The organism is Achromobacter deleyi (genome assembly GCF_016127315.1).
GTDB lineage: Bacteria > Pseudomonadota > Gammaproteobacteria > Burkholderiales > Burkholderiaceae_B > Achromobacter > Achromobacter insuavis_A.
The window spans coordinates 6,656,484-6,672,533 of the sequence record NZ_CP065997.1 but is presented as its reverse complement, the minus strand read 5'-3'; the positions used below and the strand labels follow the sequence as shown (position 1 = coordinate 6,672,533).

The window sequence follows — 16,050 nt, the reverse complement described above, 5'->3', positions numbered from 1 at the left end:
TTCACACATCAGACGCGGGGTGGAGCAGTCTGGCAGCTCGTCGGGCTCATAACCCGAAGGTCGTAGGTTCAAATCCTGCCCCCGCAACCAGCATTCGAAGCCTTGATTTCATGACGAAATCAAGGCTTTTTTGCTTTCCGGGCTCCCTTGTTGAGGGTGATTCGCCCCCTTCCTGGCGGGGAGCAGAGTGCCGCGGCACCCCGCACCGCCGGCGCGAATCAAAACCTGGCTTTTGCCGGCGGCGTGTGGGCGGGCCCGGACGATGGACTTGCATCGTCAAGCGACACCGGTTCGATATGGTTCAGGTCGAGCTGTTCGAAAGCCGATTTGCCCGGCTTGAGATTCAGCCTGGCAGGAAACAGCCTGTCCAGTTCGTCGTTGCGCCAGATCACTTCTCCAGGTCCCACGTGCAGGCTGGCCAATACGCCCGACGCGAAGCTCAGGACGCCCCAGCCACGGTCATTCGCTTCACTTTCCGCATCCACCATCAGCGTGTAGGCGTGCTTGGGCTCGGACGCGTGGCGCATCAACATGATGGGAATTCTCTCGACCTCGGCATACGCAAAGGTGACCGCGTCGAGATCATCCTGCGCCGTCTCGAAATCGAGTCCCGTGCGACGTAACGCTTCGCCGGACAAGCTGAGCATGACGGCGGGATACCAGATGGGGACGGTTCGTCGGCGAGCCGGAGGGATGTGTTCAATGGTCAAAAGACGCATGATGCTGCCCCGAGAGTCTGATGGAAGGCGATGTCGAGTCGCTGGGTCGAACTGGCCAGGCGATGGTAGAGAGGCATGGGCGGCGCTTGAGGGGAGATGTTGGGGATCGCATGCTGCGGAAGGTCGTTGCCACCACGATAGCTCTCGAATGACGGCAGAGGGCAACCCGCGACGCAGAATCAGCACGGTTCTCCACGGATGGTCTGGTCACGGTTCCCGCCGCCGCCCCCAGCGCTTCGAAGACCGCGACAATCGTCGCGTTTTTTTTCGTCCCCCGCTTGCCCTGCATCAAGCCGGCGTTCCAGCCCGGAGTTTCCCGGGGGCGCGGGCCCGCACAGGCGGCGGGCGCTGCGCTACCATGGCTCAAGCGCGCGAATCCGCCGCACACGAGGAGGGTCCATGGGCACGGCAAAATACGATCATCCCGGCTACGTCGCCGATACCGGCAGCGAAGGCAAGTACCACGTGGGCATCTGGTGCCCGCACGGCTATCCGGCCCACATCCATATCGGGCGGCCCGCCGAACGCGGCGATCCCCAGGCGCTGCTGCGGCTGCGCATTCCCGATGGCGTGTTCCAGTCGTTGCCGGATGATCCCGAAACCCTGTGCCGCCGGGCGATGGGGCAGGCGCTGGGCTCGGGCCTGCTGCGCTCGGTCGGGGTCGACGGCGAATACCAGGAATTGCGCTTCCAGCTCGATGCCGAACCCTGGTCCGGGCCGATGCAGGCCGCCGGCAACGCCTAGCGCAGTTACCCACAGCGACTGTGGACAAGCCTTGGGATAGGCGTTGCGCATGTCGAAATATCGCCGCAATATCAATGGCTTGGCCGCTGCGATGAAAAAATGCCCCATCCGGGGCTTTTTTTTGTCCGGCGGGGCCGATGGCCGGGCGTGGCGCCGCCGCGTGCGACAATCGCAGCCCCGGCGGCCCGTCCCGCCCTGGCCTTCCTGAATTCCGCCGCCATGCATTCCAACCCGCATCCGCCCCCGGGCGCCATGAGTCCGTCCGCCAAGCGCGTGGCCGTTATCGGCGGCGGGCCGGCCGGCCTGATGGCGGCCGAGGGGCTGGCCGCGCAGGGCGTGCAGGTCGACATATACGACGCGATGCCGTCGGTCGGCCGCAAGTTCCTCATGGCCGGGCGCGGCGGCTTGAACCTGACCCACAGCGAGGCCGCGGCGCCGTTCCTGGCGCGCTATGGCGAACGCGCGGGCCAGATCGCGCCCTGGCTGCGCGCGCTGGACGCCGATGGCTTGCGAGAATGGGCGGCGCAACTCGGCATCGAGACCTTCGTCGGTTCGTCGGGCCGGGTCTTTCCCGCCGAGATGAAGGCGGCGCCGCTGTTGCGCGCCTGGTTGACCCGCCTGCGCGCCAGCGGCGTGCGCTTCCACATGCGCCATCGCTGGCTCGGCTGGCCGTCGGACGAGGCGCCAGGCGCGACCGATCTACGTTTTGACACGCCTGACGGCCTGCGCACCTGCGCGGCCGATGCGGTGGTGCTGGCCATGGGCGGCGGCAGCTGGGCCAAGCTGGGGTCGGATGGCGCCTGGCTGCCCGGACTGGCGGCCCACGGGATCGCCACGGCGCCGCTGCGCGCGGCCAACTGCGGCTTCGACGTGGCATGGTCCGAACACTTCCGGCAGCGCCATGCCGGCCAGCCGGTCAAGTCCGTCACGCTGCGCTGCGTTGGCGAGGCGGGGCCGGGGCCCGCTCGCCAGGGCGAGTTCGTCGTCACGGAAAACGGCATCGAGGGCAGCCTGGTCTATGCGTTGTCGGCGCCGCTGCGCGACCGCATCGAGGCGGCGGGGCAGGCGGTCGCCTTGCTCGACCTGGCGCCCGGCTGGACGCAGGAGCGGGTGCTGGAGGCCGTGACCCATCCGCGTGGCGCGCGCTCGATGTCCAGCCACCTGCAGAGCCGGCTGGGGCTGACCGGCGTCAAGGCGGGGCTGCTGCGCGAGTGCGCGGGCGCCGATGATTTTCGCCACGCGGCGCGCCTGGGCCGCCTGATCAAGGCCCTGCCGCTCACGCTGGTGCGCACCCGTCCGATGGACGAGGCCATCAGCACCACGGGCGGCGTGGCGTTCGACGCGCTTGGGCCCGGCCTGATGCTGCGCCAGGCGCCGGGCGTGTTCTGCGCGGGGGAAATGCTGGATTGGGAAGCGCCGACCGGCGGTTACCTGCTGACCGCGTGCATGGCCAGCGGGGTGGTGGCCGCCAACGGCGTGGCGGCGTTTCTGGGGATGGCCGGCGCGCCGGCTCAGGAACTGCCGGGGTAGGGCGAGGCGCCCTGGGCCGGACGCGGCGCCAGGTCATTGACGACGTGGCCGACCACGGTCGGGCCATCGGGTTGCGTGGCGATGCCCATGACGCGGGTGATGGCGCTGGCCGGCATGCTGGTGCCCTGGCCCGGATCCTGCACCAGCTGCCAGATCTTGGCGTCGCCAGAGAAGGCTTCGCTTTCGGCGCTGTCGGCGGCATCGAGGCAGTCGCGCGTGAACATCGACCAGTCGGAGGCGCTGCAAGGCAAGCCGTGCGCGGTGGCCAGGCGGGCCAACGCCAGAGGCGCATCCGCCTGGCTCGCGGCGTGCTGGGCGGCCGCGCCCAGCGAGACATCCAGCGACAGCAGGCGGAGAAACTCCACGACATTGTCTGTATTCATGCTTCGGTCTCCCTCTCTTTGGAGTGGTTCTGTCCGGCGGCTGGCGCACGCCGGAGGTGGGGTCAGCCGGGTCCTTGTCCAAGCATCGCGACCAGGGACTGCTTCAGCCGCGCGGAAAAAATGGGTACGGTGTGCGAGACGCCGCTGCGATCGACGCCTTCCTTGAGCTGGACCGATTGGCCCAGGAAGATCTCGGGGGCGGCGGCGATCTCGTTGTATCGGGCCAGCAACTGGTCGACCTGTTCCTGGGCGTCGGCCAGGGTGCTGCTCGCGGCCAGCTTGCCGGCGGTGTAGTTCTGCAGGATGCGGTGCAGATCGTCGATGAAGAGCGCCAGCGCCGCCTGTCCGCGGCATTGCGGTTGTTCCCAGCCCCATGCCTGGGGCGTGCCGCCCGCGTTTTCCGATACGTGTTTCTTGTTCATAGCGCATCCTAATCCATTGCCGCCAAATACGCGACAGGCGTACGGGGGAGGGGGCGCACCCTGCGCAAACGGTGGCCTTTGCGGTATGCTGGCTTCGGTTTTCACGCCTCGACAGGAGATGCCCATGAAGAACAAAGTGATTCTCGTCATGCTGCTTTCGATTGCCGCCATGTCGGCGGGGTGCAATACCGTCGCCGGCGCTGGCAAGGATATCCAGCGCGGCGGCGAGAAGATCGAGGGCGCCGCGACCAAGTAAAGGGTGCCGGGCGTTCCGCGCGCCCCCGGGCGCGCCCAGGGCCACGCAGAAATGTCGCGACATTTCGGGCGTGGCCTTTTTGCGGCCGCTGGCATAATCGCGGGAATCCGAATCCGATGGCAGGAAGAATCATGCGCAAGTCTGTATGGGTGGGTGTCTCGTTGATGGCGTTGCTGGGCGGTTGCGCCAGCACGGGCGTTTACGAGGCCGATACCGTGCTGAAGGAAACCTTCAGCGTGGATACCAATTACCAGGCGGCCTTCCGCCGCGCCGGCGAATACGTGCGCACCTGCCACGTGAACGTGCAGCATCCGTACAACGTGGCGTATGCCTGGAAGCACGTCCTCGGCGAGAAGGGCGCGCCGGACGAAGTCCAGGTCTACAAGGTGGGCGAAACCGCCAAGATTCTCGAGCTGATTTCGGCCGAGTCCGACGGCCCGGCCAAGGCCAAGGTCACCGTGACCGTGCTGGGCCAGGGCCGCTGGAACGCGGCCGAGATCGCCGCCGCCCGCGCCTCGATCCAGACCGCCACGCCGGTCTGCCGCAAGGAAGACTAAATGGACCCGCGCGCCCAGCAGCTCCGCGCCGCCGGCCTGCCGTTCACGCTGCTGGCAGGCGCGTTCCGCTTCCTGGGCTGGCTGAACGGCGGCGCCGCGCTGGGGCTGGCGGCGTTTTCGCTGGGCATCGTCGGGGGCGATATCGCCGCGCCCGACCTGCAACTGCCCCTGCTGCTGTTGCTGGCCGGCCTGCTGTTGGCCTGCCTCGGGGTCTTGTTCGCCTACCTGGCCCAGGTCAGCCTGTTGCGCCAGGGCTACACCGGCCATATGACCCGCGCGCACCTGCCGGCGCAGGTGCTGGCCATGCTCTGCTACCTCGTCAGCGCCCTGGCGTTCTGCGCGGGTTGCTGGCTGGCGGCCGGGCAGGGCACGACGGATGCCGCGCCACAGATGACGACCTACGCTCGACGCTGAGTTTCGAGGGTAAACCCGTGTGCGCAAAAGTGTTGGACATGCACTTGCGTTGGGAATAATATGCGCAGTGCGTATATAAACCCTTTCTTCGGGACCTGTCATGACCATTTCCCAGCAAGCTTTCCTGCGCGATGCGATGCGCCGCCTGAATCTCACGCGCGACGTGTTCGCGACCCGGATCGGCGTCAAACGCCGCGCGCTCGATACCTGGCTGCTGCCGGAGGGCTCGCAGGAATTCCGCGCGATGCCGGAAGTGGTGCAGCGTTTCGTCAGCGAGATCGTCCAGAACGGCGTGCTGCTCGAAAAATATACGCAAAGCGTACAAGATGGCCCGCTGCGTGAGCGGATCGCGGTCGAGGGCAAGAACCAGTTGCTGTCGGTGGACCAGTTCACCCGCGAATCGGTCGAGGACCTGTTCCGCGTGGCCGACATGATGCAGCCCATCGCACGCCGCCAGAAGGTCTCGCGCGTGCTGGAAGGCGCGGTGCTGGGCAACCTGTTCTTCGAGGCCAGCACCCGTACCCGCGTCAGCTTCGGCTCGGCCTTCTGCCGCCTGGGCGGCTCGGTCTGCGACACCACCGGCTTCACCTTCTCGTCGATGGCCAAGGGCGAATCCATCTACGACACCAGCCGCGTCATGAGCGGCTACGTCGATGCGATGGTGATCCGCCATCCCGACCAGGGCTCGGTGGCCGAATTCGCGCGCGCCACCAACATTCCGGTGGTCAACGGCGGCGACGGCCCCGGCGAGCACCCGAGCCAGGCGCTGCTGGATCTGTACACCATCCTCACGGAGTTCTCGCGCCTGGGCAAGCTGCTCGACGGCGCGCACATCGCCATGGTCGGCGACCTGAAGTACGGCCGCACGGTGCATTCGCTGATCAAGCTGATGGCGCTGTACAAGAACGTCAAGTTTTCGCTGGTGTCGCCCAAGGGCCTGGAAATGCCTTCGTACATCATCGAGCAGGCCAGCCGCAACGGCAACATCATCGAGCAGAAGACCTCGCTGGCCGACGGCCTGGCGGGCGCCGACGTGATCTACGCGACGCGGGTGCAAAAAGAGCGTTTCGCCAACGAAGAGAACGAAGGCTACACGCCCGACTTCCAGATCAACCGCGCCATCATCGACGCCTATTGCGGCCCGGACACCATCGTCATGCACCCGCTGCCGCGCGACAGCCGGCCGGGCGCCAACGACCTGAGCGTGGACCTGAACCATGACCCGCGCCTGGCGATCTTCCGCCAGACCGACAACGGCATCCCCATCCGCATGGCCATCTTCGCGGTGCTGCTGGGCGTGGAAGGGCTGGTGCAGCACTCGCTGCGCGATGTGACCTGGCAGCACCCGTCGCACATCGGTCCGGACGACTCCGTGTTCCACGGGCTGGAGTAAGGCGTTCGCGGGGCAGCGTGGCGCGGCCGTCATGACGGCCGACGCCGGCGATTTCAAGCATAATCCGCGCTGGTTTTTCCTGTCGCGTGTCGCTCCGAGACACGCCATGGAATCTTCGGTCGGATGGTCTTATGTCTTCGAGCAGTCGCGCGGTCCCGTCTTCTCCTGATCCCGCCGGGCAGGCGTGCTACCTGAGCGCGTCCAATGCCCAGGCCTGGCAGGCGGTCTATTCGTCGGTCGATGCCTATACCCGCGGCCAGGTCGCGGCAGTGGTGTCGGACAGCGCCAACGAGCTGGTCGACGCCTTCTATTCCACGCTGCTGGCCGATGCCGAGGCCGGCCCGCGCCTGTCGCACGAGATCGTCGCCACCCGCCTGCACAAGGGCATGAAGGGCTGGCTCAAGGGCCTGCTGTGCGTGCGCGAGCAGGGCGACATCGCGGCGCTGATGGCGGTGCAGAAGAAGGTGGGCGAGGTGCATGCGCGCGTGCACATCCCGATCCACCTGGTGATGGCCGGCGCCCGCATCCTGAAGAACGAAATCGCGCTGCGCCTGCGCGCCAGCGACCTGGACGGCGTGGCGGCATCGGTCGCGACGCAGTACGTCTGCAACCTGTTCGACCTGGCGATCGAGCAGATGAGCCGCGCTTTCATGCGCGACATCAACCGCGGCGCCCGCAACGACGAGGCCTACCGGCTGTTCGCGCTGGGCCAGAACATTTCCACCGAACGCGAGCGCCAGCGCGCCGCCCTGCTCGAATGGAGCCAGGCGGTGCTGATCGGCCTGCACTACCGCGCGCCGGAACAGGTGCTGCCGCGCCTGGCGGCCTCCGAGTTCGGCCTGTGGCTGCAGCACAAGGGCGGCGTGCTGTTCGAGAGCGCGCCGGCGCTGCGGCAGATCACCGAGGCGGTGGCGCGGCTGGACGACGTGGTGTTGCCCGGTCTGTTGCAGGCCGACCTGGCGGGGCTGCCGGACCAGGTGCGCGAACTGCAGGAACTGGTGGCGCGCATCAAGCACCTGCTCAACGGCCTGTTCGACATGGTGGCCGAGATCGAGAGCGGCAGCGACCCGCTCACCAACGTGCTCAACCGGCGCTTCCTGCCGTCGGTGATCGGCCGCGAGATCCTGATCGCCACGCGCGAGCGGTCGACGTTCTCGGTGCTGCTGCTGGACATCGACCACTTCAAGGCGGTCAACGACCAGCACGGCCACGCCGGCGGCGATCAGATACTGCGGCAGTTCGCCGAGGTGGTGCACCAGTCCTGTCGATCGAGCGACTTCGTGTTCCGCTATGGCGGCGAGGAATTCCTGGTGGTGCTGGTGGACACGGCGCGCGACGCGGCCCTGCTGGTGGCCGAGAAGCTGGGCGCCGAGATCCGCCGCCACGCCTTCACCATTCCGGAAGTGGGCACCTTGCGCATCACCGCCAGCATCGGCGTGGCGGCCTTCGATGGCCACCCGGACTACGCCTACCTGATCGACCGCGCCGACAAGGCGCTCTACCAGGCCAAGCAGCTGGGCCGCGACCGCAGCGTCGCCGCCTGACGGCGACCGCACGGCCCCGCGCCATGAAAAAGGCCGCTCCCTGAGGAGCGGCCCGTCGCGGTGAAGCCGGAGCGCGGGGCTCAGATCTTCTTTTCGCCGCCCAGCGCGTCGACCAGCTCGGCCAGCATCTTGGCCAGCTCGCCCGTCATCAGCATCATGTCGGAGTCGAACTTTTCGTCGTCATTGGTGGCGACGGTGTCGTTGCCTTCCTTGAGCACGTCCAGCGGCGCGACGCGCTTGACGTCCAGGCCTTCGGTCAGCACGAACGAAATGCGGTCGGCCCAGGTCATGGCCAGGCGGGTGCACTGCTTGCCCGACTGGATGTGGCGGCGCACGTCATCGGCGTCGATGGAGTGCTTGACGTAGCGGATGGCCGCGCCGCTTTCGCCGGACGAACGCAACTCGGTGTCCTGGTCGATGCTGAAGTTGGACGGTGCTTCGTCCTCGGCCAGCCAGCCGGTCATGGCGGAGGCGGGCGACTGGGCCACGTACAGGTTTTCGAGCGGGAACGGATCCACGCACTTGGCCAGGAGGCCGATGACTTCGTCGGCCTTGGCCGAAGCGGCGGCATCGATCACCAGCCAGTGGTTCTGCGGGTCGATCCAGACGCGGGTGTCGCGGTACACGCTGAAGGCGCGCGGCAGCAGCTCGTCGGTGACGCGCTCCTTGATTTCCTTCATCTGCTTGCGGCCCGGCTTGTAGCCTTGCTGCTCTTCGATCTCCTGGGCGCGCGCCTTGGCGACCTGGTTGACCACGGTGCCGGGCAGCAGCTTCTTCTCGGCGCGCAGGTTCAGCAGGATCTGCCCGCCGACGACGTGCGCCAGCCCGCCGTTCTCGCGCGGCGGGACCCAGCCCAGGCTTTGCATTTCGAGGTTGTTGCCGGCCTGATAGGCATGCCGCGCAAGCGTTTCTTCAAGCTGCTCGCCGGTCAGCGTCCACGGCGAGGAGAGACGGTAAATCTTGAGATTCTTGAACCACATGAGCGTCGGCCAAAAGGGTAGATTCTATACGACGCGGACGGCTTTGCCCCAGCGGTGCAATACGATGGGGTCAGGCGACACGTTCTGTCACTGACAGCCGCGCGGCCATGCGGTAATGTCCGCGGCATCCGTGTGCAATAGGAGAAGAAGCATGAAGATCGTCGGCGCCATCCTGATCGTGTTGGGCATCGCCGCCCTGGCGTATAAGGGCTTCAGCTACAAGTCCGAGGAAACCGTGCTGCAGGTCGGTTCGGTCAAGGCCACGGCCGAGACCGAGAAGTCCGTGCCGATTCCCATGTGGGCCGGTATCGCCGCGATCGTGGCCGGCGTGCTGGTCATCGGCGTGGGCATGCGCCGCTGAGGCGCGTTGCGCGCAATACCCGGGCGGCCGATGCGAGGCCGCCTTTTTCATGGGCGCGCGAAACGCGTTCGGAAAAAAAAGCGGCCCGGCTCAATAGAGGCCGGGCCGGTACGGGAGCACACAATACCGCGTCATAAAAGGCTCGCGGGGAACGCGGTATCGGTGTCAGAACACTAGCCCTGCAACCGCCTGGCAGGGGGATCAATCGCCGGGCGATCAGGCGCAAGGCCGTAATCTGAGGCGCCAGTCTAACGGCGGGGGTCTGACAGCGTCCTGAATCAGGGGCGCCGCGAGTCCGCCATTTCGCGCGCGCAAAAAAAAAGCTCCCAGAGGAGCTTTTGAAAGGCCGGGCAGGCGCAGCAGTCCCGCCCGGCGGGGGATGGTCGTTTAGGCGTTGATGTCGTTGTCCTTGGATTCGCGCACGAACAGCGTGCCGATGACCAGGGTCATGACCGCGATGATGATCGGGTACCACAGGCCGTCGTAGATGTTGCCGGTGGCGGCCACCACGGCGAAGGCGACCGGGGGCAGGAAGCCGCCGAACCAGCCGTTGCCGATGTGGTACGGCAGGCTCATCGAGGTGTAGCGGATGCGGGTCGGGAACATTTCCACCAGCATCGCCGCGATCGGGCCGTACACCATGGTCACGTAGATCACCAGGATGGTCAGCAGCACGACGACCATGACGTTGTTGCTTTGCGCCGGATCGGCCTTGGCGGGGTAGCCGTGGCTGCGGATCGCGGTGGTCAGGGCCTTGTCCAGTTCGGCGGCCTTGGCCTTGAAGTCGGCCGGCGCCATGGTCTTGCCGTCGAACGAGGCGAACTCGTCGTTGCCGATCTTGACCTTGGCGACCGCGCCGGCCGGGGCCGCTTCGTTCTTGTAGTTCACCGAATTGCGCGCCATGAACGACTTGACCACGTCGCACGAGCTGGTGAACGACGAGGTGCCCACCGGGTTGAACTGGAACGAGCAGGTGGAGGGGTCGGCGATGACCGTGACCGGGGCAGTCGCCTGCGCCTTTTCGAGCGCGGGGTTGGCGAAGTGCGTCAGGCCCTGGAAGATCGGGAAGTAGGTCGCCGCGGCGATCAGGCAGCCCGCCATGATGATGGGCTTGCGGCCGATCTTGTCAGACAGCGCGCCGAAGATCACGAAGAACGGCGTGCCGATCAGCAGCGCGATCGCGATCATGATGTTGGCGGTGTTGGCATCGACCTTCAGCGTCTGCGTCAGGAAGAACAGGGCGTAGAACTGGCCCGTGTACCAGACCACGGCCTGGCCGGCGGTCAGGCCCAGCAGCGCCAGGATCACGACCTTCAGGTTCTTCCACTGGCCGAACGATTCCTTGATCGGCGCCTTCGAACCCTTGCCTTCTTCCTTCATGCGCTGGAAGGTCGGCGATTCGTTCAGCTGCAGGCGGATCCACACCGAGATGCCGAGCAGCACGACCGAGATCAGGAACGGAATGCGCCAGCCCCAGGCCTTGAAGTCGTCTTCGCCCATGACCGTGCGGATGCCCAGGATCACCAGCAGCGACAGGAACAGGCCGAGCGTGGCGGTGGTCTGGATCCACGACGTGTAGAAGCCGCGGCGGCCGTGCGGCGCGTGCTCGGCGACGTAGGTCGCGGCGCCGCCGTATTCGCCGCCCAGCGCCAGGCCTTGCAGCAGGCGCAGCACGATCAGGATGGCGGGAGCGGCCAGGCCGATGCTGGCGTAGCTGGGCAGCACGCCCACCAGGAAGGTGGACAGGCCCATCAGCACGATGGTGACCAGGAAGGTGTATTTACGTCCGACCAGGTCGCCCAGGCGGCCGAACACCAGCGCGCCGAACGGACGCACCGCGAAGCCGGCGGCGAAGGCCAGCAGCGCGAAGATGAAGCCCGCGGTCGGGTTCACGCCGGAGAAGAAGTGCTGGGCGATGATGGCCGCCAGCGAACCGTACAGATAAAAGTCGTACCACTCGAACACCGTGCCCAGCGACGAGGCAAAGATGACGCGGCGTTCATCCTTGGTCATCGGGCGCGGATCCGCGGATGGACCGCGACCTGCCATGGTAGTTGTGCTCATGATGTCTCCTCGATTTTTCTGGCCGGCGGTTTTCCGCCGTGCTTGACCCTCCGCCGGCGAGACCGACATCGAGCTATCGCAAGGTTGGGGCGCGAGGCTGACGAGGTTCTGACGTGACCCTTACCTGAATCTTAAATTTGAAACAAAAAGTAAACTCCACTGGGGAGGCTAGGGATAGTCCTAGGGACGGAACGGGGAACTCGCATGGCGGCAAGCGCTGCGCGCGACGGCGCCGGGCAGGAAAACGCCTGGACCGGAGCGAGGCGCCCGTCAGGGTTTCAAGCGGGGTGGACCGGCCTCAGTCGCCGAGGTCGTCGACCGGCTCGACGTAGAGCGGGAAGACCACCCGGATGCGGGTGCCCGGAAGGTTCGAGTGCGGGGTCGGATGGTCGGTGACGACGACGGTCGCCTGGTGCTTCTGCGCGATCTCCCTGACGATGGCCAGGCCGAGCCCGCTGCCGTCCGACAGCGTGCCGAGCACGCGGTAGAAGCGGTCGAACACGCGCTCGCGCTCTTCCGGCGCGATGCCGGGGCCGGAGTCCTCGACCTCCAGCACGCCCTGATCCCCCAGCGCCTGCACGCGCACCGTGATGTGGCCGCCGCGCGGCGTGTAGCGCAGCGCGTTGTCCACCAGGTTGTTGAGCAACTCGGCCAGCAGCAGCGGGTTGCCGTTGATCTCCACCGGGGTCTCGGAGCCCTCGAAGCCCAGGTCGGTGCCGAGCGACAGCGCCTGCGGCACCCAGTGCATCGCCTGTTCGTAGGCGATGGCGTTCAGGTCGGTGGCGGCCAGGCCGATGGCGCTGGGGTTTTCCGCCCGCGCCAGCAGCAACAGCTGGTTCACCAGCCGGGTGGCGCGCTCGGAGCCGGTCACCAGCTGGCGCAGGCTGGCCTGCATCTCCTCGGGGCTGGCGTCGCGCAGGGCCAGCTCGGCCTGGGTGCGCAGGCCCGCCAGCGGGGTCTTCAGCTGGTGCGCGGCATCGGCGACGAAACGGCGCTGCGCCTGGACGTTGTCCGACAGCCGGTCGAGCAGGTCGTTCATGGCCGCGACCAGCGGCGCGATCTCGGAGGGCGCGGCGCGTTCGTCGATCGGCGACAGGTCGTCCGGCCGCCGCGCCCGCAGCCGCTGCTGCAGCGCATTGAGCGGCGCGACGCCGCGCGACAGCCCGAACCACACCAGCAGCACCGCGATCGGCAGCACCACGAACTGCGGAATGATCACGCCCTTGATGATGTCGTTGGCCAGCTGGGTGCGCTTTTCGACCGTCTCGGCCACGATCAGCAGCGCCGGCTGGGTATTGGGCAGGTTCAGGTCGACCCAGGTGAAGGCCAGCCGGACGCCGAAGCCGCGCAGGGTGTCGTCCTCGTACTGGACCTCGCCGGGCCGCGGCTGGCCGACCGAGGCGGGCAGGGGCAGGGCGCGGTCGCCGCCCAGGTATTCGCCGCGGCTGCCGAGCGCCAGCCAGAACACGCTGTCGGTTTCGTCGGCGCGCAGCACATCGCGCGCCGGGTCGGTCATGCGCAGCACCGCGCGGCCGTCCTGGGCGTGGACCTGGCGCGTCAGCACGTGCAGGTTGTTGGCCAGGGCGCGGTCGTAGGGCACGTTGGCGATGTTCTGCGCCACCACGTAGGTGATGGCGACGCTCATCGGCCACAGCAGGAACAGTGGCGCCAGCATCCAGTCGAGGATCTCGCCCAGCAGCGAGCGCTGCGGCGGCGCGAAGCTGGGGCCGCGGGCCCCGGCCTGCATCACATCCAGCGCTTCCTGGTTGAGCGCCTCCGGCTGGGGCGGTTCAGCTGGCGAGGTAGGCCGCACCCTGATCCCGCTCCAGGCAGTAGCCCAGGCCGCGCACCGTCACGATCTTCACGCCGCTCGGTTCGAGCTTCTTGCGCAGGCGGTGCACGTAGACTTCGATGGCATTGGTGCTGACTTCCTCGCCCCATTCGCACAGGTGGTCGACCAGCTGGGTCTTGCTGACCATGCGGCCGCTGCGGGTCAGCAGGATCTCCAGCAGGCTGACTTCGCGCGCGGACAGGTCCAGCGTCTGGTCGTCGACCATGGCCACGCGCCCGGTCTGGTCGAACACCAGCCGGCCGTGCTTGAGCAGGGTGGCGCCGCCGCCCGCGCCGCGCCGCGTCAGGGCGCGCACGCGCGCTTCCAGCTCGGACAGCGCGAACGGCTTGGCCATGTAGTCGTCGGCGCCCAGATCCAGCCCCTTGACGCGCTGCTCGATGCTGTCGGCGGCGGTCAGGATCAGGACGGGCAGGGCGGAGTTGCGGGCCCGCAGCCGCCGCAGCACTTCCAGGCCGGCCAGTTGCGGCAGGCCGAGGTCGAGGATGAGCAGGTCGAAGGCCTGGGCCGCCAGCGCCGAATCGGCCGCCAGGCCGTCGCGCACGGCGTCGACCGCGTAGCCGTTGTGGCGCAACGAGCGTGACAGGCCGTCGGCCAGGATGCTGTCGTCTTCGGCGATCAGGATGCGCATGGGCTGTTGAAAAGAAGGAGAAGCGCGACGCGTGAGCGGCGCGCGCATGCCGCCCTGGGGCGGATAGCCGGGGCGGCGGGCCGGGGAGGCGCAATGGGGACATAGCGCCGGTTTTTTCCACGATTCTGTCATACGACACCGTGCTTGCCCACTCAGGGAATACGTGGAAAACTGTGGCACACTGGTTTTTTGTACAGTACAATCCGATGCCATAATCTGCGCTATCGCTTTCTGATCGGTGCCGATTGCAGCCTGGATCCGCCGCTTCGGCGCCGTTTCGATCAATCCCTTGCGACAACCCGCGCGCTGACCGGTATCCGTGCCGCGCCCGACACCCGATACGTTACAGACCTAGACCCGACAGGACACTACATGGACGACAAAACCACCAAGGCCGCCGCTTCGGAAAAAGCCAAGGCGCTGGCCGCCGCGCTCTCGCAGATCGAAAAGCAGTTCGGCAAGGGCTCGATCATGCGCTACGGCGACAACGAGGTCTCGCACGACATCCAGGTGGTGTCGACCGGCTCGCTGGGTCTGGACATCGCGCTGGGCGTCGGCGGCCTGCCGCGCGGCCGCGTGGTGGAAATCTACGGTCCGGAATCCTCGGGCAAGACCACGCTGACCCTGCAGGTCGTGGCTGAAATGCAAAAGATCGGCGGCACCTGCGCCTTCGTCGACGCCGAACACGCGCTGGACGTGCAGTACGCCTCGAAGCTGGGCGTCAACCTGGCCGACCTGCTGATCTCGCAGCCGGACACGGGTGAGCAGGCGCTGGAAATCACCGACGCGCTGGTGCGCTCGGGTTCGGTCGACCTGATCGTGGTCGACTCGGTCGCGGCCCTGGTGCCCAAGGCCGAAATCGAAGGCGAAATGGGCGATTCGCTGCCCGGCCTGCAGGCCCGCCTGATGAGCCAGGCGCTGCGCAAGCTGACCGCCACCATCAAGAAGACCAACTGCATGGTCATCTTCATCAACCAGATCCGCATGAAGATCGGCGTGATGTTCGGCAACCCCGAAACCACCACCGGCGGCAACGCGCTCAAGTTCTACGCCTCGGTGCGCCTGGACATCCGCCGCATCGGCTCGATCAAGAAGGGCGACGAGGTCGTCGGCAACGAAACCCGCGTCAAGGTGGTCAAGAACAAGGTCGCGCCTCCGTTCAAGCAGGCCGAGTTCGACATCATGTACGGCGCCGGCATCTCGCGCGAAGGCGAAATCATCGACCTGGGCGTGGCCGCCAACGTGGTGGACAAGTCCGGCGCGTGGTACAGCTACAACGGCAACCGCATCGGCCAGGGCAAGGACAACGTCCGTGAATACCTGAAGGAACACAAGGAACTGGCGATCGAGATCGAGAACCGGGTCCGCGAGAACCAGGGCATCGTCAGCCGCGCCGCGGAATTCGTGCCCACCGCCGAAGACGACAGCGACGAGTAATCGTCACGCCATCATCGGATCGCACCGGGCCCGCCAGCCCGGTCGTCAGCGGCAGGCTCCCTTTCCGGGAGGCCTGCCGCTGGCACATAGAGGAAGCGCATGAGCTGGAAACCGCCCGTCACGTCCGCCGACCGCCTGCGCGCCAAGCTGGACGATGAGTTCGAAACCGTGGCCAAGCCCGAGGGCTTGCGCCGCACGTCGGACCTGCGGCGGGCCGCTGAATCCGCGGCCTCCTCCGGCCATGACCCGGACAGTCCGGCGCCGCAAGACGGGGGCGCGCCGTCGTCAGAAGACAAGCCCCGCACCCCGCCCAAGGGGCCATCGCTGAAGATGCGCGCGGTCGGTTATCTGTCGCGGCGCGAGCACGCCCGCGACGAGCTGGCGCGAAAACTCGCGCCCCACGCCGAAGACGCCGACGAGGTCGAGCGCGTGCTGGATGCGCTGGAAAAGGAAGGCTGGCTGTCGACCGAGCGCTTCGCGCAAAGCCTGGTGCATCGCCGCGCCTCGCGCCAGGGGGCGGCGCGCATCGTGCAGGAATTGCGCCAGCACGGCGTCGATGACACCCAGGTGTCCGAATTGCGCGAGCAATTGCGCGCCACCGAATACCCACGCGCGCTCGAGGTCTGGCAGAAGCGCTTCGGCGCCAAACCCGAGGATCGCGCCGCCTATGCCAAGCAGGCGCGCTTCCTGGCCAGCCGCGGTTTCGCGCACGACGTCATCCGCCGCATCCTGGGGGCGGGCGACGACGACTGAGTCGCCCGCGTGC

General features: G+C 67.0%; 17 protein-coding genes and 1 tRNA gene. 11 read left to right on the top strand and 7 right to left on the bottom strand.

Annotated elements, in window-relative coordinates; genetic code table 11:
• Window positions 1-13 precede the first annotated feature (13 nt).
• Window positions 14-90, top strand: a tRNA-Met gene (locus I6I07_RS30170).
• A gap of 128 nt (window positions 91-218) precedes the next feature.
• On the opposite strand, the gene I6I07_RS30165 is transcribed toward I6I07_RS30170, so the two are convergent.
• Entirely contained in the window at window positions 219-719 is a 501-nt protein-coding gene (locus tag I6I07_RS30165; RefSeq protein WP_198484836.1) for a hypothetical protein, read from the bottom strand.
• A 399-nt stretch (window positions 720-1,118) separates the two neighbouring features.
• Between I6I07_RS30165 and I6I07_RS30160 the strand changes: the two genes are divergently transcribed.
• Window positions 1,119-1,463 (top strand): hypothetical protein, encoded by a 345-nt coding sequence (locus I6I07_RS30160; RefSeq protein WP_006393734.1) that lies wholly within the window; start codon window positions 1,119-1,121, stop codon window positions 1,461-1,463.
• Between the two features lie 219 nt (window positions 1,464-1,682).
• Window positions 1,683-2,993: a TIGR03862 family flavoprotein gene (locus I6I07_RS30155; RefSeq protein ID WP_420094533.1), complete on the top strand. Its 1,311-nt coding sequence runs from the start codon at window positions 1,683-1,685 to the stop codon at window positions 2,991-2,993.
• Here I6I07_RS30155 and I6I07_RS30150 read toward each other — a convergent pair.
• Both I6I07_RS30150 and I6I07_RS30145 read right to left on the bottom strand, forming a co-directional pair.
• Window positions 2,975-3,376 carry a hypothetical protein gene (locus tag I6I07_RS30150; RefSeq protein ID WP_198484835.1) on the bottom strand — a complete coding sequence of 134 codons (402 nt, stop codon included), beginning with the start codon at window positions 3,374-3,376 and terminating at the stop codon, window positions 2,975-2,977. The two genes, I6I07_RS30155 and I6I07_RS30150, sit on opposite strands and share 19 nt — an antisense overlap.
• 62 nt (window positions 3,377-3,438) lie before the next feature.
• Window positions 3,439-3,798, bottom strand: a complete 360-nt coding sequence (locus I6I07_RS30145; RefSeq protein WP_198484834.1) for a hypothetical protein — start codon at window positions 3,796-3,798, stop codon at window positions 3,439-3,441.
• Window positions 3,799-3,922: 124 nt separating this feature from the next.
• Here I6I07_RS30145 and I6I07_RS30140 point away from each other — a divergent pair, with 124 nt between their 5' ends.
• From I6I07_RS30140 to I6I07_RS30120, 5 genes are all read left to right on the top strand, one after another.
• The gene (locus I6I07_RS30140) at window positions 3,923-4,054 is read left to right on the top strand and encodes an entericidin A/B family lipoprotein (RefSeq protein WP_006388387.1); all 132 of its coding nucleotides are present in this window, start codon (window positions 3,923-3,925) and stop codon (window positions 4,052-4,054) included.
• Between the two features lie 131 nt (window positions 4,055-4,185).
• Complete coding sequence (locus tag I6I07_RS30135; protein ID WP_006393738.1) at window positions 4,186-4,611, top strand: BPTD_2524 family lipoprotein; 426 nt, start codon at window positions 4,186-4,188, stop codon at window positions 4,609-4,611.
• Window positions 4,612-5,025, top strand: coding sequence for a hypothetical protein (locus I6I07_RS30130; RefSeq protein WP_198484833.1), 414 nt, complete (start codon window positions 4,612-4,614; stop codon window positions 5,023-5,025). It abuts the gene before it with no gap.
• 100 nt (window positions 5,026-5,125) lie between these two features.
• Window positions 5,126-6,418, top strand: coding sequence for an aspartate carbamoyltransferase (locus I6I07_RS30125; protein ID WP_198484832.1), 1,293 nt, complete (start codon window positions 5,126-5,128; stop codon window positions 6,416-6,418).
• 131 nt (window positions 6,419-6,549) lie between these two features.
• On the top strand, window positions 6,550-7,962 hold the full coding sequence (locus tag I6I07_RS30120; RefSeq protein WP_198484831.1) for a diguanylate cyclase: 1,413 nt from the start codon (window positions 6,550-6,552) through the stop codon (window positions 7,960-7,962).
• An 80-nt stretch (window positions 7,963-8,042) separates the two neighbouring features.
• On the opposite strand, the gene I6I07_RS30115 is transcribed toward I6I07_RS30120, so the two are convergent.
• Window positions 8,043-8,942, bottom strand: a complete 900-nt coding sequence (locus I6I07_RS30115; RefSeq protein ID WP_198484830.1) for a recombination-associated protein RdgC — start codon at window positions 8,940-8,942, stop codon at window positions 8,043-8,045.
• 151 nt (window positions 8,943-9,093) lie between these two features.
• Here I6I07_RS30115 and I6I07_RS30110 point away from each other — a divergent pair, with 151 nt between their 5' ends.
• Window positions 9,094-9,303 (top strand): hypothetical protein, encoded by a 210-nt coding sequence (locus tag I6I07_RS30110; RefSeq protein WP_006388393.1) that lies wholly within the window; start codon window positions 9,094-9,096, stop codon window positions 9,301-9,303.
• Window positions 9,304-9,690: 387 nt separating this feature from the next.
• Here I6I07_RS30110 and I6I07_RS30105 read toward each other — a convergent pair whose 3' ends face one another.
• The 3 genes from I6I07_RS30105 to I6I07_RS30095 all read right to left on the bottom strand — a co-directional run bounded on the left by I6I07_RS30105 (window position 9,691) and on the right by I6I07_RS30095 (window position 13,847).
• Window positions 9,691-11,352: an MFS transporter gene (locus tag I6I07_RS30105; protein WP_420094602.1), complete on the bottom strand. Its 1,662-nt coding sequence runs from the start codon at window positions 11,350-11,352 to the stop codon at window positions 9,691-9,693.
• Between the two features lie 313 nt (window positions 11,353-11,665).
• On the bottom strand, window positions 11,666-13,042 hold the full coding sequence (locus I6I07_RS30100) for a sensor histidine kinase (RefSeq protein ID WP_198487727.1): 1,377 nt from the start codon (window positions 13,040-13,042) through the stop codon (window positions 11,666-11,668).
• 115 nt (window positions 13,043-13,157) lie between these two features.
• A complete protein-coding gene (locus I6I07_RS30095; RefSeq protein WP_006393745.1) occupies window positions 13,158-13,847 on the bottom strand; it encodes a response regulator transcription factor in 690 nt (229 codons plus the stop codon).
• Between the two features lie 372 nt (window positions 13,848-14,219).
• On the opposite strand from I6I07_RS30095, the gene recA reads away from it, so the two are divergent.
• A complete protein-coding gene (gene recA, locus I6I07_RS30090) occupies window positions 14,220-15,284 on the top strand; it encodes a recombinase RecA (RefSeq protein ID WP_006393746.1) in 1,065 nt (354 codons plus the stop codon).
• 99 nt (window positions 15,285-15,383) lie between these two features.
• The gene (gene recX, locus I6I07_RS30085) at window positions 15,384-16,037 is read left to right on the top strand and encodes a recombination regulator RecX (protein ID WP_198484828.1); all 654 of its coding nucleotides are present in this window, start codon (window positions 15,384-15,386) and stop codon (window positions 16,035-16,037) included.
• Window positions 16,038-16,050 lie beyond the last annotated feature (13 nt).